The 23686-nt window shown below is 74.7% G+C and carries 22 protein-coding genes; all 22 read right to left on the bottom strand.

Going from position 1 to position 23686, the window contains the following annotated elements; all coding sequences use genetic code 11:
* Nucleotides 1–11: 11 nt before the first annotated feature.
* The 22 genes from ACFYT4_RS04495 to ACFYT4_RS04600 all read right to left on the bottom strand — a co-directional run bounded on the left by ACFYT4_RS04495 (nucleotide 12) and on the right by ACFYT4_RS04600 (nucleotide 23666).
* On the bottom strand, nucleotides 12–239 hold the full coding sequence (locus ACFYT4_RS04495) for an MbtH family protein (protein ID WP_389265164.1): 228 nt from the start codon (nucleotides 237–239) through the stop codon (nucleotides 12–14).
* Nucleotides 240–343: 104 nt separating this feature from the next.
* Complete coding sequence (sbnB, locus tag ACFYT4_RS04500; protein ID WP_389265166.1) at nucleotides 344–1342, bottom strand: 2,3-diaminopropionate biosynthesis protein SbnB; 999 nt, start codon at nucleotides 1340–1342, stop codon at nucleotides 344–346.
* A gap of 144 nt (nucleotides 1343–1486) precedes the next feature.
* Nucleotides 1487–2281 carry an FkbM family methyltransferase gene (locus ACFYT4_RS04505; protein ID WP_389265169.1) on the bottom strand — a complete coding sequence of 265 codons (795 nt, stop codon included), beginning with the start codon at nucleotides 2279–2281 and terminating at the stop codon, nucleotides 1487–1489.
* On the bottom strand, nucleotides 2278–3615 hold the full coding sequence (locus ACFYT4_RS04510; RefSeq protein ID WP_389265171.1) for a condensation domain-containing protein: 1338 nt from the start codon (nucleotides 3613–3615) through the stop codon (nucleotides 2278–2280). Before ACFYT4_RS04510 ends, ACFYT4_RS04505 begins: the two co-directional genes overlap by 4 nt.
* A 7-nt stretch (nucleotides 3616–3622) precedes the next feature.
* Nucleotides 3623–4627, bottom strand: coding sequence for a 2,3-diaminopropionate biosynthesis protein SbnA (gene sbnA / locus ACFYT4_RS04515; RefSeq protein ID WP_389265173.1), 1005 nt, complete (start codon nucleotides 4625–4627; stop codon nucleotides 3623–3625).
* Nucleotides 4627–4998: an acyl carrier protein gene (locus tag ACFYT4_RS04520; protein WP_389265175.1), complete on the bottom strand. Its 372-nt coding sequence runs from the start codon at nucleotides 4996–4998 to the stop codon at nucleotides 4627–4629. Before ACFYT4_RS04520 ends, sbnA begins: the two co-directional genes overlap by 1 nt.
* Nucleotides 4995–6884 (bottom strand): acyl-CoA dehydrogenase, encoded by a 1890-nt coding sequence (locus ACFYT4_RS04525; RefSeq protein ID WP_389265177.1) that lies wholly within the window; start codon nucleotides 6882–6884, stop codon nucleotides 4995–4997. Before ACFYT4_RS04525 ends, ACFYT4_RS04520 begins: the two co-directional genes overlap by 4 nt.
* Complete coding sequence (locus ACFYT4_RS04530) at nucleotides 6881–10582, bottom strand: AMP-binding protein (protein WP_389265179.1); 3702 nt, start codon at nucleotides 10580–10582, stop codon at nucleotides 6881–6883. The genes ACFYT4_RS04525 and ACFYT4_RS04530 overlap by 4 nt, the downstream gene beginning before the upstream one ends.
* Nucleotides 10583–10941: 359 nt before the next feature.
* Nucleotides 10942–11730 (bottom strand): 2-hydroxychromene-2-carboxylate isomerase, encoded by a 789-nt coding sequence (locus ACFYT4_RS04535; RefSeq protein WP_389265181.1) that lies wholly within the window; start codon nucleotides 11728–11730, stop codon nucleotides 10942–10944.
* Nucleotides 11727–12473 carry a 3-oxoacyl-[acyl-carrier-protein] reductase gene (fabG, locus tag ACFYT4_RS04540; protein ID WP_389265183.1) on the bottom strand — a complete coding sequence of 249 codons (747 nt, stop codon included), beginning with the start codon at nucleotides 12471–12473 and terminating at the stop codon, nucleotides 11727–11729. The genes ACFYT4_RS04535 and fabG overlap by 4 nt, the downstream gene beginning before the upstream one ends.
* A gap of 12 nt (nucleotides 12474–12485) precedes the next feature.
* Nucleotides 12486–12992, bottom strand: a complete 507-nt coding sequence (locus ACFYT4_RS04545; protein ID WP_389265185.1) for a 3-hydroxyacyl-ACP dehydratase FabZ family protein — start codon at nucleotides 12990–12992, stop codon at nucleotides 12486–12488.
* Nucleotides 12989–13474, bottom strand: a complete 486-nt coding sequence (locus ACFYT4_RS04550) for a hypothetical protein (protein ID WP_389265187.1) — start codon at nucleotides 13472–13474, stop codon at nucleotides 12989–12991. Before ACFYT4_RS04550 ends, ACFYT4_RS04545 begins: the two co-directional genes overlap by 4 nt.
* A complete protein-coding gene (locus ACFYT4_RS04555; protein WP_389265189.1) occupies nucleotides 13471–13737 on the bottom strand; it encodes an acyl carrier protein in 267 nt (88 codons plus the stop codon). Before ACFYT4_RS04555 ends, ACFYT4_RS04550 begins: the two co-directional genes overlap by 4 nt.
* Before the next feature lie 42 nt (nucleotides 13738–13779).
* A complete protein-coding gene (locus ACFYT4_RS04560; protein ID WP_389265191.1) occupies nucleotides 13780–14895 on the bottom strand; it encodes a beta-ketoacyl synthase N-terminal-like domain-containing protein in 1116 nt (371 codons plus the stop codon).
* Nucleotides 14896–14931: 36 nt separating this feature from the next.
* Nucleotides 14932–15747, bottom strand: a complete 816-nt coding sequence (locus tag ACFYT4_RS04565; RefSeq protein WP_389265193.1) for an SDR family oxidoreductase — start codon at nucleotides 15745–15747, stop codon at nucleotides 14932–14934.
* Nucleotides 15741–16820 carry a beta-ketoacyl synthase N-terminal-like domain-containing protein gene (locus ACFYT4_RS04570; RefSeq protein WP_389265195.1) on the bottom strand — a complete coding sequence of 360 codons (1080 nt, stop codon included), beginning with the start codon at nucleotides 16818–16820 and terminating at the stop codon, nucleotides 15741–15743. Before ACFYT4_RS04570 ends, ACFYT4_RS04565 begins: the two co-directional genes overlap by 7 nt.
* Complete coding sequence (locus ACFYT4_RS04575; RefSeq protein WP_389265197.1) at nucleotides 16817–18190, bottom strand: beta-ketoacyl synthase N-terminal-like domain-containing protein; 1374 nt, start codon at nucleotides 18188–18190, stop codon at nucleotides 16817–16819. Before ACFYT4_RS04575 ends, ACFYT4_RS04570 begins: the two co-directional genes overlap by 4 nt.
* Nucleotides 18187–19188: a hypothetical protein gene (locus ACFYT4_RS04580; protein ID WP_389265199.1), complete on the bottom strand. Its 1002-nt coding sequence runs from the start codon at nucleotides 19186–19188 to the stop codon at nucleotides 18187–18189. The genes ACFYT4_RS04575 and ACFYT4_RS04580 overlap by 4 nt, the downstream gene beginning before the upstream one ends.
* Nucleotides 19185–20036, bottom strand: a complete 852-nt coding sequence (locus tag ACFYT4_RS04585) for an alpha/beta fold hydrolase (protein ID WP_389265201.1) — start codon at nucleotides 20034–20036, stop codon at nucleotides 19185–19187. The genes ACFYT4_RS04580 and ACFYT4_RS04585 overlap by 4 nt, the downstream gene beginning before the upstream one ends.
* A complete protein-coding gene (locus tag ACFYT4_RS04590; protein ID WP_389265203.1) occupies nucleotides 20033–21208 on the bottom strand; it encodes a beta-ketoacyl synthase N-terminal-like domain-containing protein in 1176 nt (391 codons plus the stop codon). The genes ACFYT4_RS04585 and ACFYT4_RS04590 overlap by 4 nt, the downstream gene beginning before the upstream one ends.
* On the bottom strand, nucleotides 21205–22428 hold the full coding sequence (locus tag ACFYT4_RS04595; protein ID WP_389265205.1) for a beta-ketoacyl synthase N-terminal-like domain-containing protein: 1224 nt from the start codon (nucleotides 22426–22428) through the stop codon (nucleotides 21205–21207). Before ACFYT4_RS04595 ends, ACFYT4_RS04590 begins: the two co-directional genes overlap by 4 nt.
* Entirely contained in the window at nucleotides 22425–23666 is a 1242-nt protein-coding gene (locus tag ACFYT4_RS04600) for a beta-ketoacyl-[acyl-carrier-protein] synthase family protein (RefSeq protein ID WP_389265207.1), read from the bottom strand. Before ACFYT4_RS04600 ends, ACFYT4_RS04595 begins: the two co-directional genes overlap by 4 nt.
* Nucleotides 23667–23686: the final 20 nt, after the last annotated feature.

Consider the following 23686-nt stretch of genomic DNA (forward strand, 5'->3'; position numbering starts at 1 on the left):
CGGGCGGGGGGTCAGGCCGAGGCGGCGGACGCGTCCATGCGCGTCCGCAGACTCAGCGGGCGCATGTCGGTCCACACCTCGGAGATCCGGGCGAGGCACTGCTCACGCGTGCCCTCGGTGCCCTCGGCGTGCCAGCCGGCGGGAATCTCGCGGCCGGCGGCCCAGATCGAGTACTGCTCCTCGTCGTTGAGCACGACGCGGTAGATGCGGTCGTCGTCGGTGTGCTCGGCGGTGGTCATGCTGAACTCCTGTTTCTTCGGCGGGTGCTGGTGGAGGGGATGGAGAGGCGGGACGGGGGCGACCGCGAACGCCCGCGGGCGTCACCCGGCCGTCGCGGCGGGCCTCACGCGGGCAGAAAGCCCTCGACCCGGACGCCGAGGCCCCGGCGGGCGGCCTCGGTCCGTACGTACTCGGCGAGCGCGATGTCGAGCACACCGAGCCCGAACGGGGAGAACACGACGGGCCGTCGCGGCTCGCGATCGATCGCGGCGGTGCCCCGCAGCAGCGCGCCGATCGACGCGGCCACGAAGCTCCGGTCGCCCGTGCGCCGCTGGGCGAGGTCCAGTGAGGTCCGCTCCCGGCAGACGTGGTCGGCGTCGTCGACGACGTTGAGCGCGCGCAGGATCGCGTCGGCGGTCAGGTCGCGCAGCGAGATGTGCAGCACGGTCGTGTCGGGCCCGCAGGCCGACAGGTCCATGTGCGGGACGGCGGCGGTCGTGGCCAGCGACACCAGCCGGTGCTCGCCGAGTGCCTCGGCCGCGTTCCGTACCGGGTACGCCTTCACCCCGGGCACCTCCCGCGCGCACCGCTCGGCGAACCGGGCCGCGCGCTCCGGTTCGGTGTCGTACAGCGCGGCCTGGCGCAGCCCGGGGAGGGCGGCGGTGAGAAAGCGCAGGATCTCCAGGTTGATGACCCCGCAGCCGATGAGCAGCACGGTGTCGGGCGCGTTCCCGGCGGTGAGTTCCCGGGCGGCCAGGGCCGCGCTCGCGGCGGTCCGCCGGGCGGAGATCACCGCGCCCTCGACCAGCGCCACCGGATGCCCGTCGTCGAGCGAGTTGAGCACGATCGACGCGCTGGCCCGTTCCCTGCCGGAGGCCACATTGCCGGGGAAGGAGGCGATCCACTTCATCCCGGCGACGGGCCGCTCGCCGCCCCGGTACGCCGGCAGCCCGATGATCCGGTCCCGGCCGTGCCGTTCCTCCGGGAAGCGGAGGAACGTGGAGTGCGGGAGGGAGGTCAGTCCCTCGTCGTGGAGGCGGTAGGCGTCGGCGACCAGGTCGATGGTCTCGGCCTCGCGGCCGGACAGCACATCCGTGACGTCGCTGCGCCGGAGGATCAGCATGGGGTGCCTTCCTGTGGTCCGCTGCGTGTGGTGGTGATGCTGGCCGGGGCCGCTATAGCCGCCCTATACGGCGGATCGCGCTCGTGCCCCCGCCCGCGGTCCGGCGGACGGGCCGCTCGCACGCGCGGGTGCGCGGGTGCGCGCTCAGCCGGGACGGCGCGCCTCGACGTCGTACAGACCGGTGCCGCTCAGGAGCGGGTCCTGGTGGACGGAGACCTCGAAGCCCTGGGCGAGCAGCAGCCCGGCCAGCTCGGCGAGCCGGCCGTTCTCGTCGTGGGCCTCGGCGACCACCGAGCGGATCAGGGGCCAGTGGCCGGGTTCGACGCCGCGCAGGACGTCGAGTTCCGCGCGTTCGACGTCGACCTTGAGGAGGTCGACCCGGGTCAGCCCGTACCGCCGGACCAGATCGGAGACGGTGACGGCGGGCACGGTCAGCTCGATGCCGTCGTGGAGCCCTTCGAGGAGTTCCTCGGCGTCCTCGGGGCCGACACCCGTGTTCCGCAGGAAGACCCGGGTGATCTCGTCGTCGGCCTCGCGGTCCGCGCGGATGCCGGAGTTGCCGGGGGCGCCGGGGTAGTAGGTGAAGCGCACCAGACCGGGGCGGTCGGTGACGGCGAGGCATTCGGCGACGGCGCCGGTGGTGTGGCGGGCGAGGTTGCGTTCGAGGCAGGCGTGCAGCTCGGGGGCGGGTTCGACGGCGATGACACGGATACCGGGGCGCAGTCGTGCGCAGTAGAGCGACATCAGACCGATGTTGGCGCCGATGTCGAGCAGGGTGCCGCCGTCGCGGAGCCCGGCCGCGGCACGGTGGTACGCGCCGGGCGGGAGCATCTCCCGCCACATGACGACGGCGGCGGGCACATGGGTGCACCACACCTCGGGGCCGCCCGGCAGGCTGACCCGGTGGGGGGATCCGGCGGTGCCGGGGCCCGCGGTCATGGAGTACCGCTCCCGAGGGCGAGCAGGGAGGCCAGGTCGTCCTCGTCGACGAGCGGGACCCGGCCGACAGGTGTGCGGGGGTCGGTGAGCGCGGCCCCGATCATCCGCAGGTGGATGTCCGCGAGACGCTCGATGCTGTCCCGCTCGTACAGGTCGGTGTTGAACCGCATCAGGGACCGGAACCCGGCGGCTCCCTGGAGGACTTCGACGGTGAGGTCCTGCTGTCCCTCCTGCTGCGGTACGTCGCAGAGTTCGACGCGCACCCCGCCGACGGTGGCGGGCCCGTCGAACAGTTCCCCGGCGGGCAGCCGGTCGGCGGCGACCAGGGTCATCGAGATGTGGAAGAGCTGTTTGCGCCCGAGCAGTTCGGTGGGGTGTCCGGCGTGTGCCAGGCCCTGCGTGAGCTGCCGTTTCGCCGATGCGACCAGGTCGGCCAGCGTGGTGGTGGGGGTGAAGGACGCGGTGATGGGCAGGGCGTTGACGTAGTAGCCGACGGCCTGCCGGGTGCCGGGGGACAGCCGGGTGCTGACCGGGCAGCCGATGAGGAACCGCAGTCCGCAGCCGGAGCGGTGCAGGGCGGCCTGGAAGGTGGCGAGGAGCCAGGCGAAGGGGGTGGTGGCGGAGGCCGCCGCCGCGGCGATCAGGGCCCGGCCGGTCTCCGGCGGCAGGACGAGTTCATGGGTCGCGCCGTTCAGGGTGCGCCGGGCGGGCCGCGGCCGGTCGGTGGACAGTTCCGCCGCCGGTACGCCGTCGACGACCGACTGCCAGTGGGCGCGGGCGCGTTCGCCGCGGGGCGAGGCCAGCAGGCGCTGCTCGGCCGAGACCCGGTCGTCCCAGGGCGCGGGGGGCGGGCCGAGATCGGGCCGGCGCCCGCGGGCCAGCTGCCCGTACGCGGTGAGCAGGTCGCGGACGATCAGCCACTGCGAGGTGGCGTCGCTGACGAGGTGGTGGGTGGCGGTGACGAGCACGGAGTCGTCGGGCGCCCGCCGCAGCAGCACGGCCCGGAACGCGCCGTCGCCCGCGAGGTCGAAGGGCTCCCCCGCGGCCCGCCGGGCGAGCCGGAACAGTTCCTCGTCACCGGCCGACGGCACCTCCCGTACGTCGAGGCGTACGGAGCCGGCCGGGCCCCTCACTCTCTCGGGGCCGTCGGCGCCCGCGACGAAGCGGGAGCGCAGCAGTTCATGGCGGTCCGTGACCGCGGTCAGCGCCTCCTGGAGCGCCCCGGTGCGGATCCGGTCCCGGATCCGGACGGCGAGCACCACGTTGTACGCGGGGCTCGCGGGGTCCAGTTGGTGCGCCAGCCACAGCCCTTCCTGGCTGATCGACAGGGGCATCGGCGGTTCAGTCCTTCCACAGATGGGTGACCTCGCCGAAGTGCCGGCTCACCCAGGTGTCGGAGTAGATCGTGTCGAGGTAGCGGTCGCCGCCGTCGGGGAAGACCAGGACGCAGTTCGAGCCCTCGGGGACCCGGCCCCGGTACTTCCACAGCGCGGCGACGGTCGCGCCGGACGAGCCGCCCGCGAGCACCGCCTCGCGGTCGATGAGCCGCCGGCAGGCGACGACGCACTCCAGGTCGGAGATGTGGACGACGTCGTCGGCGGCGAGGGGGTCCATCAGCGGCGGTACGACGGAGGCGCCGTGTCCCGGGATGAGGCGCTGGGCGGGCTCCTGGCCGAAGATCGCGCTGCCGCGCGCGTCCACGGCGACGATCGTGGTGTCCAGTCCGCGCGCCCTGATGTGGTCGGCGCAGCCGCGCAGGGTGCCGAAGGTGCTGATCGAGCAGAAGAGGTAGTCGACCTTGCCGTCGAGAGCCTCCTCGATCTCGCGCATGGTCGTCTCGTGGGCCTTGGGGTTGAGGAGGCTGGCGTACTGGTTGGGCCAGTACGCGTGCGGGATGTCGGCCACCAGTTCGCGTACGCGGCGGAGCCGGACCGGCAGGAACTCCCCGGTGGCCGGGTCGCGTTCTTTGACGACCTCCACCTCGGCGCGGAAGGCGCGCAGCACGGCGAGGTTCTGCTCGGTGGTCTTCTCGTCGACGACGCAGACGAACCGGAGCCCGAAGTAGCGGCAGATCTGGGCGAGTCCGACGGCGAGGTTGCCGGAGCTGGACTCGACGATGACGGAGCGGCCGGGCTCCACCTCGCCGCCGCGGATCGCGTGCAGCAGCATGCCGAGCGCGGAACGGTCCTTGATGCTGCCGCCGGGGTTGAACCGCTCGATCTTCCCGAAGACCCGGAATCCGGACTCCGGCAGCAGCCGGTCGAATTCGACCAGGGGCGTATTGCCCACGGTCGCCAGAATCCCGGGGAACGGTCGCGCGGGGACGGCTGCCCCTTCCCGGCCCATCACCGCGCCGCCAGCTCCTGCGTGAGGTGGGCGGTGATCGCGTCGACGGTCGGATGGTCCCAGGCGAGGGTCGGTTCGACGGCGAGGCCGAAACGGTCCTCGACGTCCCCGCAGAGCGTCAGGGCGTATACGGAGTCGAGGCCGAGGCCGGCGAGGTCGGCGGCGGGGTCGATGCCGTCCGGGGAGCGCTCCAGGTAGTAGGCGATCCGGTCGAGCAGCCAGGCGCGGATGTCGCCGGCGGAAGCGGAAGCGGAGGCGGAAGCGGAGGCGGAGGCGGAAGCGGAGGCGGAGGCGGAAGCGGAGGCGGAGGCGGAAGCGGTGGAGGAAGCGTAGGCGGTGGAGGAGGCGGAGGCGGTGCCATCGGTCGTCATGATGCGGCTCCCTGAGCGGGGACGGGCCGCTGGGCGAGCCGTCCGTGGAAGAGGTCGAAGGTGCGGGCGCTGTCGTGGCGTGCGGTCAGCTCCTCGCCGAGCCGCCGTACGTCGTCGTCGCGGAGCGGGGGCGGGCCGAGGCCGAGGCGCTCGGCGATGCGGGTGAGCGCGCCCGTCACCCACAGCGGGTCCGCGGCGAAGCCCGCCGAGGCGGCCGCGTCGGCCTCGTACCAGACGCCGAGGCAGGAGGCGGCGGCCAGCAGATGGGCGTAGCGGTCGGCCAGCAGGAACCCGCGGCGCCCGGCGACCGGCGTCCGGTCGCGCGGCGGCAGCGCGGCCGAACGGTGGGCGAGATCGGCGAGCTGGTCGGCGAAGAGCCGGGCGAGTGCGGCGAGCCGGGGCAGGTCGTCCCGGGCGCCGAGCTCACGGGCGATCACCGGAAGCGTCCCGGCGAGGGTGTCGCCCCGGCTGGTGAGCGAGAGCCGTCCGAGGTCCAGCGGCGGCAGCGGGTCGTCGAGCCGGAACAGGGACCGGGCGGGCTCCGTGCCACAGGGCGCGGTCCGGTGCGGCTCCGCCGGACCGGCGAAGCCGGGGGCGGGCGCGGCGGCCCCCGGCCCGGCGCCGGACGGGAATCCCGCGGCGGCCAGGGCCGGGAGCCAGGCGTGGTCGGCGAGCCGGGGGAGCTGGGGGACGATGTTCGCGCGGCAGACCGCGCCGCCGGCGTGGGCGAGCGCCACGACCGGCAGATCCCGGGCCGCCTTCTGGAAGACCGCGTGCGGCCCCTCCCGCAGATAGCCGCGTGCGCCCAGCAGGACGGAGAGCCGGTAGGAGTTGTCCTGGAGCAGCTTGGGCACCAGGTACTTCACGGCCGCCGACCGTACGCTCGCCTCCCCGGGCAGCAGATGCAGCGACCGCGCCCCGACCGTGGCGAGCGCGTCGCAGACCAGCAGGTCGAGGAAGGCCCCGGTCAGGATCCCGCGCGCGTGCGGCAGGGCGGCCACCGGACGCCCGTACAGCATCCGTTCCCGCGCGAACGACAGCACCGTGCGCAACTGGGTGTCGCCGACCCCGACGACCATGCCGGGCAGCACGCTCCGGGTGACCTGGAAGACCTTCAGCACGGTCTCCATGGCCCCGCCCTCCGCGCCGAGCAGGGTGTCCCCCGGCACCCGGCAGCCGTCGAACTCGATACCGCCGAGGAGGCAGCCGCGCACTCCGGAGGTCGGGTACCGGGCGGAGCGGTCCGCGCCGCCCGGCGGCAGATCGCCGAGGCCGACCAGCAGATGGGAGTGGCCCCGGCTGCCGGGCCGGTCGTCGGTGCGGACGAAGAACACCGCCGCCTCGGCGCGCCCGATGTTGTTGACGAGCTGCTTGCCGCCGTGGAGCACATATCCGCCGGAGTCCGGCCGGGCGGTGAGCGAGATCCTCGCGAAGTCGCTGCCGTGGTCGAGTTCGGTGTACGCGGCGGCGATCCGGCCGCCCGAGAGCAGCACATCGGCGGCCCGCCTCCGCTGCTCGCCGGTGCCGTCGGCCCAGACGGGCAGGGCCGCGATGAAGCTGGTGATGCCGTGTCCGACGCCGAGGGCGCAGTCGCGCCGGAAGACGGACCGCATCAGCCGCGCCAGCTCGTCGGCACGGTCGAACCGGCCCCCGAGCGCGGTCGGCACGAACTCGGCCCCGAGGCCGTACGCGCGCAGCGCCCGCTCGCCCTCGGGCAGCAGTTCACCGCGTTCGTCGGCGGCGAGCACGGCCCGCCGGCCGAGCGGATTGGCCGGGTCCAGGGGATCGCCGAGCAGCGCTTCGAGGCGCTCGGCCCGGGAGGCGAAGGACTCGGAGGGCCCGGCGGGAGCCTTGACGGCGTCGGGGGTCGTCGGGGCGTGCGTCATGCCGCTTCCTCCGTATCCGCCCCGGCCGCGCTCCCGGCCGGCCCCGCCGCCGGGACCGGGCCCTCGGCCAGCGGGCTGTGCAGCAGCGAGAACAGCAGTCCGCTGCCGTGCTGGGTGTGCAGGGCGTGCAGCAGGGCGTCGAGCGCCGGACCCTCGGTGTCGTCCAGGTCCGGTTCACCGGTCAGCCGGCCGATGAGCCGGACCAGTACGGCGTCCAGCCAGACCGTGCCGGACCACGGCGGCCCCCCGGCCACGGCCGTCCCCCGGTTCTCCAGCCACAGATGGAGGCTCGCGGCCCCCGCGTACACCAGCGCGTAGCGGCGGGCGAGCGCGAAGGCGGACTCCGGGACCTCACGGGCGGTGTGCCGGTGGGCGGCCATCTCCTCGTGGAGTACGTCCGCGAGGGCGGCGAGGTGCCCGGCGCGGGCGGCTGTCGCGGCCGGGACACCGGCGGCGCGCAGCCGTTCCAGCGCGCGCGGCAGCGACTGGACGACGCTGGAGCCGGTACGGGAGTGGAGCGTGAGCCGGCCGTGGTCCAGCTCGGGCGGCGGCCGGTCCAGCCGGGCGGCGCGCGCGACACCGTCCTCGTCGGCGAGACGCCTGCGGAAGCCACGGGCCAGGACCGGGAACTGGTTGATCAGCGCGTGGAGATTCACGGCCGTGCTGCCGTCGAAGATGCCGACGATCCGGTGGTCGCGCTCGATCTTCTGGAAGAGGCCGTGGGCGTGGTCGGTGACCAGCATCGCCCGCGCCCCGAGCAGCCCCCGCAGCGCGCCGACGACCTCGTCCCCGAGGGTCGGCACGAGATACTTCACCACGGCGGAGACCGCGCTCTGTTCCCCGGTCAGGGTGTGGACCGACCGGGTGGCGACCAGGGCGACGGCCTCCATGGCGAGCAGATCGGCGTACGCCTCGGCCAGGGTGCGGGCGGCTTCCGGGAGTTCGGCGAGGGGCCGGTTGTAGAGCCGGTGCGTACGGGCGAAGTCCACGGCGGTCCGCAGGGCCTGGTCCACCATGCCGAGGGACATCGCCGAGCAGAGCGTACGGGTGATCTGGAAGCCCTTGAGGATGGTCTCCAGGCCGCTCCCCTCGGCACCGATCAGCGCGTCCCGCCCCAGCTCCGCGCCGTCGAAGGCGATACCGCTGATGTCCGCGCCCCGCACGCCGTGCGTCGGCACGCGCCCCAGCGGACGCCAACTGCCGGGCACGAGCGCGGACTTGTCGACGAGGAAGAGACTGAATCCCCGGGCTCCGCCCTCCGGCCGGGTACGGGCGAGCACACAGACCAGCCCGGCCCTGGTGGCGTTGTTGATCAGCCACTTCTCGCCGTCGAGCCGCCAGCCGTCCTCGGTCGGTACGGCGGTGAGGTCCCCGGCCAGCAGATCGCTGCCGTGCGCCTGCTCGGTCAGCGCCAGCGAGACGACGGCGCCGTCCACGACCCGAGCGCCCAGGGCCGCCGCCTGCGCGGGGGTGCCCGCCACCCAGACGGAGACGGCTCCGAGGTAGGTCTTGACATGGCCGAGCGCGACCGTGAAGTCCCGCCGGCCCAGGGTGCGGATGATCTCCAGCAGGTCCTCGCCGCCGCGGAGTTCACCGCCGTGCCGCTCGGGCACGAACCAGCGCGGCACACCCAGCGCGTCCAGTTCCCGGCAGATCCCGGCCGGAAAGACCTCCGCCCGGTCCAGTTCGGCGCAGCGGCGGAAGGAGAACGCCCGCCGGGCATCGCGCGGATCGCCGAGCGCGTCCTCCAGCGCGGTGCCGAGGGCGCCGGACCGGCGGTCGGCGGGCACGGCGAGCGCCGGTCCGGGCTCCCCGCCCGCGGCCGGGCGACGGGGCGCGGAGCCCTCGGCGGCCCCGGTCCGGAAAGCGGCGGTGACCTTTGCCGACAGCTCCTCGTGCAGCGGCTCCAGCTCGTCGTTCTCGAACAGGGTCCGCATCAGGGAGCGCTGGATCTTGCCGCTCGTCGTCCGCCGGATCCGGCCCACCCTGACCAGGACCAGCCCTCCGACGCCCACGCCCAGCCGCTGCGCCAGGCGTGTCCGCGCGGTACGGGCCAGCGCGGTGAGTTCCCTGGCCGTCAGCCCCCGGGCGCGCAGCTCCTGGACGGCGACGATCTCCTCGGGTCCCTGGCCGCCGTCCGGCCGGACCGGGAAGACGGCGGCGGGCAGCGCGGCGAAGGACGGGGACAGTTCGCTCAGGGTGTGCTCGATGTCGTGCGGATAGAGATTCCGCCCGTGCACGATGATCATCTCCTTGATGCGGCCGGTGACGTACAGCTCGCCGTCGCGCAGCACCCCGAGATCCCCGGTCCGCAGAAAGCCGTCCTCGCCGGCGGCGGTGGCCGCGCGGAAGGTACGGGCGGTCTCCTCGGGACGGTTCCAGTAGCCGAGGGCGACGCTCTCCCCGCGTATCCAGATCTCGCCGACCGTGCCGTCCGGGACCTCGGCCGACGTACGGGGGTCCACGATCCGCACATCGAGTCCGCGGACGATTCCGCTGCTCGCCACCTCCTGCCCGCGAGCGCCCTCGCCGGCCGGTGTCAGCTCGCCGCGCCCGAGGGCCGCCGGGTCCGCGCGCAGCACGGTGGGCGGCCGGTCGGCACGGGCGCCGGAGACGAAGAGGGTGGCCTCGGCGAGTCCGTAGCCGGGGAGCAGGGCCTTCGGTGCGAAGCCGTGGCCGTGGAAGCGCCGGGCGAAACGGGTGAGGGTCGCCGGGTTCACGGGCTCGGCGCCGTTGCAGGCGTACCGCCAGCGCGTCAGATCGAGCCCGGCGGTCTGCTCCTCGGTGAGCCGGCGGGCGCACAGTTCGTACGCGAAGTTGGGGGCGCAGCTGATCTCCGCGCCGTGGCGTTCGATGAGCCGCAGCCAGGAGACGGGCCGTTTGAGGAAGTCGGTCGCCGACATCAGCACGGCGGTTCCGCCGACATACAGCGGGGTCAGCGTCATCGCGATGAGCCCCATGTCGTGGTAGGCGGGCAGCCAGCTGCACCACGTCATGCCGCCGTGCCAGCCGTGGCAGTCGCGCATCAGCCGGATGTTGTGGACGAGCGCGCCGTGCGGGACCATCACGCCCTTGGGATCGCTGGTCGATCCGGAGGTGTACTGGAGGAAGCACAGGGCGCCGGGCCGGACCGGGCGTTCCCTCCAGCCGTCGGGGCCGCCCTCGCGCTCGGCCGACTCGACGGTGAGCACGGGCAGTCCGGCGAACGCGGCGGACTCGGACGCTCCGGCCGGTTCCGGTACTCCGGGCGGTGCGGGCAGTTCCGGTACCTTGGCGGGTCCGGGCGGTTCGGCCCGCTCCCGCTTCAGCCAGCCGCTCACGGCGGGCAGCGACGCCTCGTCCGTGAGGACGAGCCGCGCGCCCGTGTCCCGCGCGATCGCCGCCGTCCGGGACTCCTGCCTCCCGAATCCGCCCGGCACCGGTACGGGAACGGGCACCGCACCCGCGTACAGGCACGCCACAAACCCCCGGACGAACCCGGTGCCCGGTCCGCACGCGAGCAGCACCCGGCCGCCGGGCGCGACGTCCTCGGCGAGCCGCCGGGCCCCGGCGCGTGCGGCGCGGTCCAGCTCCGCGTACGACAGCTCCTCCTCGCCCTGGGCGGTCCAGTACCGGACGGCGGTGTGCGCGGGCGTGTCCCCGGCCCTGCGCCGCAGCGCCCCGACGAAGCTCTCGAAGCCGGACTCCTCGCTGCTCACGTTCACCCCTTCTCGGGTCTTCGGGTGGCGTACGGGCCTATCGAAGTCAGCACGGCTATGGCGCTCCTATACGCGGGCACGGGCCACGGGAGACCGGTAACGGGCCGGGAGCGCCCGGGGGATTCCCGCGTCCCGGGCGCGGGCGGCGCCCGGCGGCCCGTACGGCGCTCCGGGGGCCGAGGAGGCGGTGGGGAGCCCGGCACGGCGACGGCGCGCGCGACGGCCCCGGGACGGGTGCCCCTGCCCGTGTCCGTGCGGTGGGGACCGGGTGCCGGGCCCGCCCCGATGGCGGCGGGCACCCGGGGGCTCCCCCCGGGCCGGTGGGACGGGTGGCCGGGGCCGGCCGGAGAGCCGGGCGTTCAGCCGCACCCGCCCGCGTGTCCGTCGTCGACGGAACGCCCCGGCGCGGCGGCCCGGACCGGAGCCTCCCCGGCCCGCGCGGCCTCCCCGGTGGCAGGGGACGCGGGGGACGCCGGGGGCGCCCCGGCACCGGCCGGGGACCTCGCCGCCAGGGCCGCCGCGAACCGCGGAAGCCGGTCCAGGCCCCAGTACTTGTCGTAGTGGTCGACGAAGAACGGCACTCCGAAGACGCCGTCCCGCTGGATGTCGAGCAGTACCCGCACCCCCTCCTCGCGCAGTCCGGGGTCGTCGGCGGCCAGCGCCAGTTCCCGCCCGTCCAGGCCCAGTTCGGGCCCGAATCCGGCGATCACCGACGGATCGCAGATGTCCAGCCCCAGCTCCCAGCGGGCGCGCGCCGCGAGCGCGACATAGGCGGGGCCCCGGCCGTGGCGGGCCGCGACCAGATAGCCGAGGTGGGGGATCTCCCACACGGGATCGCGGTCGACGGGCCAGCTGAACGACAGCCCGCGGTCGGCGGCCAGACGCCGTACGTCCTGGAGGATGTAGCGGTGCTTCTCCGCCGACATCGGCGTGTACGGGAAGGCGCCTCCCGCCCGGGCGAGGAGTTCCCGGCTCAGCCCGTCCGGCTCGAAGAACGGCACCCAGACGACGGCGGACGCGACATCGGGGTACCGGTCGAGCAGATCGCGGTGGGCGAGCCACGAGTACGGGCTGCGCAGCGAGAAGTAGAAGCGCGGCGGCCGTCTGGTGCGCCTCGCGGCCCCCGCGCGCCCGGGTCGTGCCGTCACAGCGCGATTCCGCCGTCCACCCGGAACACCTGCCCGGTGATGTACGAGGCGCCGGGCGACACCAGATACGCCACCATCGACGCGACGTCCTCCGGCCGGCCGAAGCGCTTCAGCGGAATGCGCTGCCGCATGTCCCGGGAGACCTTCTCCGGCAGGACGGACGTCATGTCGGTGTCGATGAAGCCGGGTGCCACGACGTTCGCGCGGATGCCGTGCCGTCCCGCCTCCTTCGCGAGCGCCCGCGTGAAGCCGATGATCCCGGCCTTGGACGCGGAGTAGTTGGTCTGGCCGGCGTTGCCCGCGACCCCGGCGACCGAGGAGATCGTCACGATGGCGCCGCCGCCCCGCTTGACCATGGGGAAGGCGATCGCGCGGCACAGGTTGTACGTCCCGTCCAGATTGGTCCGCAGGACCGCGTCCCAGTCCTCGTCGGGCATCAGCACGAGCGGGCTGTCGCGGGTGATCCCGGCGGAGGTGACCGCGGCGGTCGCCGGGCCGAGCACCTCCTCGGCGGCGGTGACGAACTCCCGGGTCCGGGTGCGGTCCGTAACGTCGAGACGGCGCGAGAGGACCTTGCGGCCGAGCTGCCTGACCGCTTTCTCCACGACGGCCGCCGCCTGCTCGTCGGAGCGGTAGCAGAAGGCGATGTCGTGGCCGTCGCGGGCGAGCCGCTCGACCACGGCGCGGCCGATGCCCCGCGAACCGCCGGTGACCAGCGCGACCTTGGCGTTCTCAGCGGACACTGTCACTCCTCCTCATATGCTCAGCAGGGCGGGGCCGGGCGCGGGCAGCAGTTCGGTGACATCGCGCAGCGCGACGACGAACGTGCCGACGTTCAGCACCTCGCGGCCGGCGACGAGCGTCCGCCCGGCGAGGACCGCGGTCTCCCCGAGGGACTTGACCAGCCGCACCCGGTGTTCGAGGACGTCGCCGGGGTGGGCGCGGGGGCCCATGGTGACCTCGTTGAGGGAACCGGCGAGTTCGACCTTCCCGGCCAGCACGTCCGGGTTGGGGCTGTCCCACACGGACAGCAGGACCGCGGACTGGGCCCACGACTCGATCACGAGCGAGACGGGGTAGGCGTAGTCGCGGGCGCCCGCGTCCCCGCCGAGGGCCGCGTAGCAGGGCTCGTTGCCGGAGATCGCCTTGTAGGCGGTCAGGCTCTCGCCCGGCCGCACGTCCGCGACCCGGTCGACGAGCAGGATCTCGCCCCGGTGCGGAATGGTGTTCTTGACGCGTTCGACTCCGTAGACACCGGTCACGGGGAATCGGTCTCCTCGTACTCCTCGTAGCGGTAGCGCAGGGTGATGTCGGCGACCCTGCCCCGGTTGGTGCCCACGGCCGCCCGGCACAGCAGGACGTCGCCGTCCCGGCGGACCGTGACGTCCGTGAAGACGCGGTCGCCGGGGTGGACGGGCCGACGGAACCGGCAGCGGTCCATGGCGGCGAGTTCCACGCGGCGGGGCCGCGGGGGTGCGGCCGCCGTGCCGGCCCCGGCTCCGGGCCGGCTGCCGGGGCCGGTGCCGGGGCCGGGGCCGGTGCCGTCGGCGCCTTCGAGGGGCCCGGCCCAGTCCCGTACCGTACGGTCCACCGCCTCGATCAGATAGACGCCCGGCAGCACGGCGAACCCGGGATAGTGCCCGGCGAGCACCGGGTCGCCGGGGGCCACGTCGAAGACGGACGCCGCGCCCCCCGGGCCACGGCGGACCACTTCCAGGGGCCCGAGCGGGGTGGCGGCGCTCATCCGGCGTCCGCCAGCTTCCGCACCAGCAGGTCGTAGGTCGCGCCGAGCGAGGAGATCGAGGTCAGCTCGTCCTCGGCGAGCCGTACCCCGTACTCCTTCTCCAGCCGGACGGTGATCTCCAGCGCCATCAGGGAGTCGACGTCGAGGTCCTCCGTGAAGTGGGCCGTGTCGGTGACCTCGGCGGTGTCGAGGTCGAGGACCTCGGCGACCAGGTCGCGCAGCCGCTCCTTGTCGAGTACGGGGGCGGTGTGGGTGTCGGACATGGTGAACACGCGTCCTTCCGGGTGGTGAGGGGTGAGAGCCGGTCAGGGGTTGCCGGTCCGCAGGACCACGGCACCGGTCTGCCCGTCCGGGTCGACGGAGGTGATGAGCACCGGCCGCCGCCGGCCGTCGGGCACGCAGACCGCGGCGGCCAGCTGGAGCGAGGCGGACGCCGCGGAGGTATCGCCGATGAGCCGCCGCAGCCGCAGCCGGGGCGGCCCGCTCTCCCCGAAGACCGCGCCGAGTGCGGCGTCCTCGCGGGCCCCGAGCGGGCCCCCGGTGTCGGACGGCACCAGCAGGGCGACCTCACCGGGTTCGACGGACGCGTCCTTCAGCGCCTCGGTCACGGCCCGGGTGACCGCCCGCGGCGCGTCCTCCGGGTCGTGGAAGGCGGTGAAGCGGCAGGAGAGCAGGGAGGCGTGCGCGGTACGGCCGTGGGCGAGGGCCCGGCCGTACGGCTCCAGCAGGAACAGCGCGCAGCCCTCGCCGAGCGGCCCGGCGGGCTGCCGGTGCGCACTGCCGGTCCTGGCCCGGTACTCCAGCCAGGCGCGTTCGGCCGAGAACTCCTCCACCGCGCCGCACAGCACCGCCTCGCAGTGCCCGCGCCGCAGCAGCCGGGCCGCGTAGCTGAGCGTCAGCAATCCGGTCGGCGCCCCGCCCGCGAGGGTGGTGTTGGGGCCCCTGAGGGTGTGCCAGATGGCGCTCTGTCCGGCGGCGCGGTTCATCACCGTGTTGGGGAAGGCCGCCGGGTCGACGTGGTAGGGCTTCTCCCCGGTGAGGGAGTCCCGGGTGAAGTCCATGATGCTCTGGACGCTGCCGTGCCCGGTGCCGAGGACCATGCCGACGGCCTCGGGGCGGTCGGCGGCGAGCCCCGGCCCCGCCTCCTCCAGCAGCATCCCCACGGTCGCGACGGCGATCGCGGTGGCCCGGTCCATGGCACGGGTGCCCTTGCGGCCCAGGACCCTCCTGATGTCGAAGTCCGGGAGCAGCCCGGCGCGTTCGTACGGTCCGAGGTCCCGGTCGCCGGGGCGCACCGCGTCCCGGTCCTCCCGCACTCCGGCGGCGAAGGCGGCGGCGCCCAGGCCGTAGGGCGAGGCCGCCGACCAGCCGGAGACGACCAGGGTGTCCGGGTCCGCCCCGGTGGCACGACTGACACTCATCGGTTTGTGCTCCTCTTCGGTGACGGGAGTCGGCGCTCAGCCCCAGGCCCCGGCGGCGGCGTGCAGCTCCCCGCCGTCGACGCCGATGGTGTTGCCGGTCAGCCAGGACGAGTCGGTACGGGAGAGGACGGCGACCGCCTCGGCGACGTCCTCGGGCCGGGTGAGCCTGCCGTGCGGATTGTTCTCCGCCGCGCGGGCGACGTACCCGGCGTGCTCGGGGATGCGCCGGAGCGCGGGCGTGAGGGTCACCCCGGCGCGCAGCGCGTTGACGGCGACGCCGTGGGGGGCCAGTTCGCAGGCCAGTTGGCGTACGTGCGACTCCAGCGCGCTCTTGGCGGCGGAGACGGCACCGTAGCTGGGCAGCGCCTGGACGACGCCCGCGCTGGTCATCGCGTACACCTTGGAGCCGGGGCGCAGGAGCTTCGCCGCGGCGAGGTCCTGGGTCCAGTAGACGAGGCTGTGGGCCATGACGTCGAGCGTCATCTCCAGCTGCCTGCCGGTGAGCGGCTTCTCCCAGCCGTCCCTCGGCAGGAACGGCACGAGGGTGCCGAACGCGAGCGAGTGCACCAGGATCCGGATGCCGCCCGCGTCCCCGGTCAGCCCGGCGATCTCCGGTACGAGCCGGTCGCGGGTGGCGCGGGAGGCGGCGTTGGCGTTGAAGAACCTGGCCTCCACTCCGTACGCCCTGATCCCGTCGACGACGGCCGCGACCTCCTCCGTACGGGCGCCCGTGTCGAAGTGGACCCCGGCGATGTGCACGCCCTCCCGCGCGAGCCCCCGGGCGATGGCGGCCCCGATCCCGCTGGACGCCCCGAGGACCAGGCACCAGCTCCCCTGCAGCGACGTCAGCATGCGGACTCCCGTGTGAGATGGGGTGTGCGGTGGGGGGTGACATGGACGAGCGCGATGTGTCCGGCGCCGGTCGCGGTGACGACGAGGCTGTCGCCCCCGTGCTCCGTGACGGCTCGCGCGAGCTCGACCGCCGGCCGCAGGCACCCGGTGTGCCGTTCACCTGCGGCCGGTTCGGGAACACCGCCGTGGACGGCGGACACGGCGCTCCGTACGGCCCCGGAGACGGCGGAGGCGTCGAGCTGGGCGCGGACGGTCAGCGGGCCGCCGAGCCCTTCGAGCAGACCGGCCAGGAGGGCGTCCGCCCGGGCCCGGCCCCGCCGCGTCTCCAGTGCCCCGGGCGGTACGAACACCGACCGCGCCCGGACCACGGCCTGCGCCCGGGCCCTGGGCCCCTCGGCGTCCCCGTGGTGCCCGGACTCCCCGTGTTGCCGGGGCGCCCCGGGCTCTCCCGGCTCGTCGGGCGCCCCGGGGTCCCCCGGCTCGCCGGACGCGCGCGCCCCGGGCTCCAGGGTCAGCGCCACGGCGCCCTGCTCCCCGGCACGGCCCCCGGGCAGCGCGTCCTCCGTCGCGGCGAGCACCAGGCTCCCGCACCGCCCGTTCGCGAGCGCCCGCGCCCCGACGGAGAGAGCGTCGAGGGCGGCCGTCCGCTCGGCCGTGACGGTCAGGGCGAAGCCCTTCAGTTCCAGCTCCGCGGCCAGCCGGTTGCCGAGCACATTGACGGCGAAGTAGGGCGCGAGAGCCGGCGAGATGGCCTCCGCTCCCCTCTCCACGATGGTCGCGTCCATCGCGTCGAAGACCTTCGCGAGCCCGCCGTTGGTGGCCAGCACCAGCCCCCGGCGCTCGGCGGCCACCCGCCCCGGCCGCCCTCCGTCGGCAACGGCCCCCCGCACGGCGGCCAGCGCGTACTGCGCGGCGGCGGGCAGATACTTGTACCCCCGGGGCCCCAGCCGCGCCCGGTGGTCGAACCACGGCTCACCGGAGGGCGCGGGCTCGCCGCCCCCGGGTGCGTCCCCTCCCGGAGTGACCACCCCCACCCCGGTGACCAGCAGCCCCCGCCCCCACCCCCCGCTCATCCCGGACCACCGGACCCGGCCCCGCCGGCGCGTGAGGCGTGGATCGCGGAACCGGCCCCGCCGGAGCGGGGCACACGCGCCCCGGAACCGGCCCCGCCGGCCCGGGAGCCGCGGGGCCCGGGGTGGGGCCCCGGCGCACCGGCCGCGCCCTCGAACAGCAGCACCGCGTTGTTCCCGCCGAATCCACACGCGTTCACCAGCACTCCCCTCCCCAGCTCCACCGCCTCCCCCTCGGCCACCCGCACCCGGCACTCGGCGTCCCGCTCCTTCAGCGGCACGTTCCCCGGCACCCGCCCCTTCCGGAGCATCAGCACCGCCGCCACCGCGCCCAGCGCGGCCGACGCGCCTCCCGTGTGCCCGATCAGCGCCTTCAGGCTGTACAGCGGAACCTCACGCACGTCCTCCCCGAGGACCCGCCCCAGCACCGCGCTCTCCAGGACGTCGTTGAGCCGTGTCCCGGTCCCGTGCGGCACCACGGCCCCGATCCTCTCCGGCCCGGGCCCGGACGCGAAGCCGGACCCGGTGCCGGACCCGGGCCCGAGCCCCCGCGTCCCCATCGCCTCCCGCACCGCCCGGGCGATCTGCTCCCCGTTCTCCTCCGGCGCCGTCGGATGTCCCGCGTCGCAGCTCCATCCGCTCCCGCCCAGCCGGGGCCCCTCCCCCGCGCCCCGCGCCGCCGCGTGCGCCGCGGACTCCAGGACGAGGATCCCCGCGCCTTCGGCGAACACCGTCCCGGCGCGGTCGGCTTCGAAGGGGCGGCAGCGTTCGGGGTCGACCGCGCCCAGCCGGTTGAAGCACCCCAGGGCGACCCGGGAGTACGCGTCGGAGCCCCCGGCGAGCACGATGTCCGCCTCCCCGGCCCGGATCAGATCCGCGGCGGCACCGATGGCGTACGCACCGGCCGCGCAGGCGTTGCCGATGTCGTGCACGGTCCCGAAGATCCCCAGTGCCGCGGCGAGTTCCGTGGCCAGCCGGAACGGCGGGACCCACGCCCCGCTCCCGGCTCCCCCGCCCCGGCCGCGCTCACCGCTCCCGGCCCCCCGACCCCGGCCGCGCTCATTGGGGCCGGGCTCGCCCATGCAGCTGCCGATGACCACGGCGGTCCGCGCCCCGGCGAGCGCCTCCGCGTCCAGCCGCGCGTCCCGCAGCGCCTCCCCGGCCGCGGCGACGGCGAACCGTACGGCCCGGTCCCCCGTGAAGTCGGGGTCCGGCACCAGGCCGATCAGCGGCAGCTCCATCCGGGCGCCGGGATCCGCCACCCGGTCCGGCGGCCGGACCCGGGCCGCCGTCATGGCCCGCCACAGGCCGTCCGCGCCGGCACCGTGGCAGGTGACGGCGCCGACCCCGGTGACCCGGACCTCGTGGTTCATACCGGCCGGCCCCCGGCCGCGGCGGGGGACCGCCCCTTGAGCGCCGCGTTCATCCGGTCGTCGAAGGCCACCAGACTCCAGTCACGGCGGTTCTCGATGACCGCGTAGCCGTGGGTGATCCGCCCGGTGGACGTCTGGATCAGCTCGCCGTCCCGTACGACGTACGTGTCCATGCGCGAGGTGTAGGTGAAGCCCTTGAAGACGTCCTCCACGGTCAGCACGGTGTAGAGGTCCTCCTCCATCCGCGCCTCGTCGAGGACGGTGATCCGGGAGTGGGGGACCACGGGGATCCAGTTCCGCTCGTCGAGCAGGGTCTTGATGGAGACCCCCCGGTCGGCGACGAGCCGGTCCTTGGCCTCCTCCATCAGCCGCAGATAGCCGGACATCTGGAGGCGCTCGGTGAAGTGGCAGTACCAGTAGGGGATACGGAACTTCCAGGCGTACGCGTTCCGGCCCGCGGTCAGCTCCTTGACCAGGTCGTCCGCGGACGGATCGGCACCGGGCGGCTCGGGCGTCCACCCGGGCCGGGCGGCCAGCCGGTCCACGGTGTAGGGCCGCAGGGCGGCCGGGACCGGCAGCTCGCCGCCGCCGCGCGGGTCGTGCCGCAGCTGTAGCCGCACGGTCGAGGTGACGGCCTTGAGGGCGCTCTCGCGCTCGACGTGGAGTTCGACGGCGAGGAGCAGTTCGCCGTCCTTCGCCCGGCGGTGGGGCCGGACGTGCGCGGTCGCGGTGTCGTCGATGTGGAAGGCGTGCAGGATCCGGGTGTCGATGTCGACGATGTCGGTGCACAGCCCGTGGACCTCGTACATCGTGCCGGGGGCGAGCCCGGCCCCGCGGACGTGGTTCAGGACGGCTTCCTCGACGAGGTAGTTGACGTGCTTGAAGCCGATCCAGGTGCAGATGTTGGAGCCCTCGTACCGGGGCCTGATCTCCAGTGTGCTGGGCTGCCCGAGGGCGCGGACGGCGGCCTCGGCGCCGGTGGCGGACTTGGTGGTCACGTCAACTCCGATACAGGGGAACGGGGACTGGTCTCGGACGGGAAGCACTCGCGCAGCAGCCGGTGCACGGCGTCCGCGAAGTGCCGGGGCCGCTCGGCCATGGCGAAGTGCCCGCAGTCGTCGATGAGTTCGAGCCGCCCGTCGGGCAGGGCGGCCGCGAGTGCTCGGGCGTCGGCGGGCGGCGCGGCGAAGTCGTCGGCACCGGCCACGACGAGTACGGGCAGGGTCAGGGCGGTGACGTCCAGGAAGGGGCTGCGCAGATACGCGCCGAAGAACTGCTGCCAGCCGTACGGCCCGACCCGGTCGCGCACCCGCAGGGCCATGTCCCGGAGCAGCCCGTCACCGATTCGGCCGCCGGAGCCGATCCGCAGGCCGTCTTCGAGGATGCGGTGGAATCCGTTGAGGTAGTACGCCGCGTCCTCCCAGCCGAAGTCGGCGGGCGAGCGGCGGTGGAAGGGCGCGACGATCACGGCCGCGCGGGGCGGCGGAGCCGGGGAGCCGGCCGCCGCGCGACGGGCCAGCGCCTCCAGAGCGGGCCCGGCGGCGAACGAGTGCGCGACGACGAGATCCACGCCTCCGGGCACGGCGTCCAGGGCCCGTCCGATGTGGTCGGCCGGGTCGTCGCGGAGACTCCAGGCGGTGTCCCCGGCGGTGCCCCACGGCAGCTCGGCCTCCCACAGCTCGGCCTCTTCGGGGGCGCGCCGCTCATAGCCCCGCCAGATCGAGGCGCTGCCCGCGAGACCGTGGAGGGTCAGCAGCCGGACCGGCGGCGTGTTCCGTGCCGCGCGCCGCAGCCGTACGGGGGACGGCGGACGGGCGGGGGACGGCGGACGGGCGGGCGCGCTCATCGGACACCGCCGTCGGCGCCGCCGGTGCGACCGTCCCCGGCTTCGCCCGGGAGGCCCGCCGTGAGCAGGAGCGCGGCGCTGGCGTCGTCTCCTCCGGCGGCGCCCGCCCCGGCGCTGACGAGCACCTGCCCCGGGTCCGGCCGCCGCTCCAGCCAGGCGGTCGCGGCGACGCACTGGAGGATCCCCAGCGCGCCCGAGGCGGGCCCGAGCAGGGCGGACAGATCGTGCACAAGGGGGTTGTCCGCCACCGCGCCCAGGGACGGCGCGGGCGCGGGCACACCGTCCCGGTGTTCCGGTACGCACCAGAGACCGACCCGCCCCGGCAGCCGTCTGCGGACCGCCGTGACCGCGGTGGCGTGTTCGCCCCTGCGGGCGTAGGGGCCGATCGCGGCGAGGGTGCGGGCACCCCGGGCCCCGGCGGACGCGGCGGACTCGACGACGAGCGCCGCCGCCCCGTCGAAGGGCCCGGGGGCCTCCGGGGCACCGCGGTCCCCGGCCGCGTCCACGGCCGCCTCCGCGGCCGCTTCGGCGGAGTCCGTGCTCCCACCCGTCACCGCGTTCCCACCGGGACGCCCGCGCCCGGCGGGACGCGTACTCCCGGCCCGGTCCGGACGCGCGCCGTGGCCCGTGATATGCCGTACGGCCGGGTTGTCCGGCTCGGTCCCGACGACGAGGACCCGGTCGACCCGCCCGGCCGCGATGAGCAGCCGGGCCCAGTGGACGGCGTCCACACCGGACGTCGGACCGTTGCAGAGGGTGAGATTCGCCCCGCGCAGCCCATGCGTGATGGCGACCCACGAGGCCGTCACATTGCTGGACGTGGCGGGCAGCATCATCGGGCTGGTGCCCAGGTAGGTGTGATCGGCGATGGTCCGTACGGTGTCGCAGACCGTGTCGGCGTTGCCGTAGTTGGTGCTGGCGACGACCCCGACGGTGCGGCCCGGCACGGCCGGCTCCCCGTCCGCGTCGACGAGCCCGGCCTCCGTCAGCGCGTCCCGCGCGGCGGCCATGGCGAGTTTGGTGGCACGGTCCTTGTAACGCAGTCCCCGCCCGGTGAGCCGGGACACGGGGTCGGGAAAGCCCGAACGGCAGCCGGGCAGCGGCCCGAGCAGATCGGCGGCCCGTCCGGCCCCGCGTACGGCGAGACCGACCCCGGTGACGACGACGCTCACCGCTCCCCACCCCCCGCCCCGGGTGCCCCGAGTGTCTCGGGTATCCCGGGTGCCCCGGGTGCCCCGGAGGCTTCCCACGACTCCACGACGGCGACGGCGTTCAGGCCGCCGAATCCGAACGAGTCGATCTGCGCCAGCCGCATCGGCCCGGCGGGCCGCTCGGCCGCTCCCCGCACCAGGCGGAACCCGGCGACGGCGTCCACGGGATCGTCGAGGTGGACGGTCGGCGGGACCGTTCCCGTACGGAGCGCGTCCACGGCCGCGACCAGACTGTGCAGCCCCGACGCACCCGCCGTGTGACCGGTCATCGACTTGATCGCGGTCATGTACGGCGACGGGTCGACCCCCGCGAACACCGCGCTCAGCGCCGCCGATTCGGCCTCGTCGTTCAGGGGCGTACCGGTGCCGTGCAACATGACGAGATCGATGTCGGCGGGTCGCACACCGGCCCTGCGGTGGGCCTCCCTGATCGCCGAGGAGATGTTCCCGGTCTCGGGGGCGGAGGGGTGGTGGGCGTCGCAGTTGACCGCGACCCCCCGCACCCGGGCGTGCACCCGGTGCGCGGCTCCGGGCCCGTCGCTCTCCCGGCGCAGGACCACCGCGACGGCGCCCTCCCCCTGGAGCATTCCGCGCCGGGCCCGGTCGAAGGGCCTGACCCGGTCGGGGGCTTCGGGGTAGCAGCGGTCGAGGAGTCCGTAGGTGCTCTCGGTGATGGTGTCGACTCCCGCGACGACGACGGTGTCGGCGTGGCCGAGGTCGAGCAGATCGGTGCCGAGGGCGAGGGTGTAGAGGGAGGCGGAGCAGGCGTTGGCGACCGTGTGGGTGTCGGCCGCGCCGAACCGCCGCCGCAGCATGGTCCCGAAGTGGAGGTCGCGGGCGTCGAAGGGGACGCCGTCGCGCCAGGACAGCTCGACGGACCGCAGTTCGCGCAGGGTGGTGCCGACGAGCACCGGCACGGCGGACAGGTCGTCGCCGAGCCCGGCGTCCGCGGCCGCGGCCCCCACGGCCTGCTCCAGCCAGCGGGTGGCCCGCAGGGGCTCGTCGACACCGGGCGCGGGACGGTCGTCGATCTCGTACGCCACCGACGCCCGGAATCTGCTGCGGTCGTAGCCGCGCAGCTCGGCGAGCCCACTGCGGCCCGCGACGAGGGAGGCGAAGATCTCGCCGGTGCCGGCGCCGATGCTGGCCACGGCTCCCATGCCCGTCACGACCCAGCTCATGCCGCACCCCGGTACGCGCCGAGGATGAGGACGGCGTTGTTGCCGCCGAAGGCCAGGGCGTTGTTCTGCACGATGTCCAGCTCCGCCTCGACGGCCTGGTTGGGCACACAGTCGACTCCGCATTCGGGGTCGGTCTCCCGGTGGTTGACGGTCGGCGGGATGAAGCCCTCCGTGATCGCGAGCGCGCACGCGGCGGCGGCGACCGCGCTGGCGGCCCCCATGCTGTGGCCGATCATCGATTTGATGGAGACCGTGCGCGGCAGGGCGTCGTCGCCGAACACCTGGCGGATGGCGCCCGCTTCCGTGATGTCGTTGGCCTTGGTGCCGGTGCCGTGCGCGGAGACGAAGTCGACCTGGCCGGGCGTGATGCCCGCGTTGCGGTGGGCGATCTCGATGGTGCGGGCGATGCTGTCGCGGTCGGGGGCGACGGGGTGGAGCGCGTCGCAGGCGAGCCCGTAGCCGCGCACCTCGGCGTAGATGCGCGCCCCGCGGGCGAGCGCCGATTCCAGGCTCTCCATGAGGAGGATGCCCGCGCCCTCGCCGGTGAGGATTCCCTCGCGGTCCTTGTCGAAGGGCCGGCACACCTCGGGGGCGATCGTGCCGAGCCGGTAGAAGCCGGTGAAGGTCTTGCGGCAGAGTGCGTCCGCGCCACCGCAGAGCGCGATGTCGACATCGCCGCTGCGGAGTGCGTCGTAGCCGTAGCCGACGGCGTAGTTGCCCGCGGCGCAGGCGGTCGGGATGGTGACGGCCTCGACGTCCTCCAGCTCCAGTTCGCGCACGATGCCCGCGGAGAGCCGGCCGGCGGGGATGCGCCGGGCCACGACGGGGTCGTAGCCCGCGGGGCCGTCCCGGAGTCCGGCGGCGACGAGCTGGTCCAGGTCGCGGGACTCGCCGTCCGTGGTGCCGACGGACACCAGGGAGCGGTGGGCCCGTACGCCCTCGGCGGTGAACCCCGCGTCCTCGACCGCCATCCGGGCCGCGGCGACCGCGAACTGGCTGGCGCGGCCCAGTTCTTCGGGGTCCTGGCGCAGGATCCAGCGTTCGGGCCGGAAGTCGGTGACCTCGCAGGCGTTGGCGTGGGCGAAGCCGGTGGTGTCGAAGGCGGTGATCGGCTTGACGCCGCCGCGGCCCTCGCGCAGTCCGGCGGTGAACGCCTCGACGCCGATGCCGATGCTGGTCACGACGCCGAGTCCGGTGATGACGACGCGGCGCCCGCCGTCGCGGTCAACTGTGTTCATCGAAGCTCCTCCCACCCGTC

Source organism: Streptomyces sp. NPDC004609 (genome assembly GCF_042873655.1).
Lineage (GTDB): Bacteria > Actinomycetota > Actinomycetes > Streptomycetales > Streptomycetaceae > Streptomyces.

Bases quoted from the DNA above. Each gene is read 5' to 3' on its own strand.
- ACFYT4_RS04560 (WP_389265191.1), bottom strand. From the start codon at position 14,895: ATGAGTGTCAGTCGTGCCACCGGGGCGGACCCGGACACCCTGGTCGTC.
- ACFYT4_RS04505 (WP_389265169.1), bottom strand. From the start codon at position 2,281: ATGACCGCGGGCCCCGGCACCGCCGGATCCCCCCACCGGGTCAGCCTG.
- ACFYT4_RS04575 (WP_389265197.1), bottom strand. From the start codon at position 18,190: ATGAACCACGAGGTCCGGGTCACCGGGGTCGGCGCCGTCACCTGCCAC.
- ACFYT4_RS04570 (WP_389265195.1), bottom strand. From the start codon at position 16,820: ATGAGCGGGGGGTGGGGGCGGGGGCTGCTGGTCACCGGGGTGGGGGTG.
- ACFYT4_RS04550 (WP_389265187.1), bottom strand. From the start codon at position 13,474: ATGAGCGCCGCCACCCCGCTCGGGCCCCTGGAAGTGGTCCGCCGTGGC.
- ACFYT4_RS04585 (WP_389265201.1), bottom strand. From the start codon at position 20,036: ATGAGCGCGCCCGCCCGTCCGCCGTCCCCCGCCCGTCCGCCGTCCCCC.
- ACFYT4_RS04555 (WP_389265189.1), bottom strand. From the start codon at position 13,737: ATGTCCGACACCCACACCGCCCCCGTACTCGACAAGGAGCGGCTGCGC.
- ACFYT4_RS04520 (WP_389265175.1), bottom strand. From the start codon at position 4,998: ATGACGACCGATGGCACCGCCTCCGCCTCCTCCACCGCCTACGCTTCC.
- sbnB (WP_389265166.1), bottom strand. From the start codon at position 1,342: ATGCTGATCCTCCGGCGCAGCGACGTCACGGATGTGCTGTCCGGCCGC.
- sbnA (WP_389265173.1), bottom strand. From the start codon at position 4,627: ATGGGCCGGGAAGGGGCAGCCGTCCCCGCGCGACCGTTCCCCGGGATT.
- ACFYT4_RS04595 (WP_389265205.1), bottom strand. From the start codon at position 22,428: ATGAGCTGGGTCGTGACGGGCATGGGAGCCGTGGCCAGCATCGGCGCC.
- ACFYT4_RS04600 (WP_389265207.1), bottom strand. From the start codon at position 23,666: ATGAACACAGTTGACCGCGACGGCGGGCGCCGCGTCGTCATCACCGGA.
- ACFYT4_RS04495 (WP_389265164.1), bottom strand. From the start codon at position 239: ATGACCACCGCCGAGCACACCGACGACGACCGCATCTACCGCGTCGTG.
- ACFYT4_RS04510 (WP_389265171.1), bottom strand. From the start codon at position 3,615: ATGCCCCTGTCGATCAGCCAGGAAGGGCTGTGGCTGGCGCACCAACTG.
- ACFYT4_RS04525 (WP_389265177.1), bottom strand. From the start codon at position 6,884: ATGACGCACGCCCCGACGACCCCCGACGCCGTCAAGGCTCCCGCCGGG.
- ACFYT4_RS04565 (WP_389265193.1), bottom strand. From the start codon at position 15,747: ATGCTGACGTCGCTGCAGGGGAGCTGGTGCCTGGTCCTCGGGGCGTCC.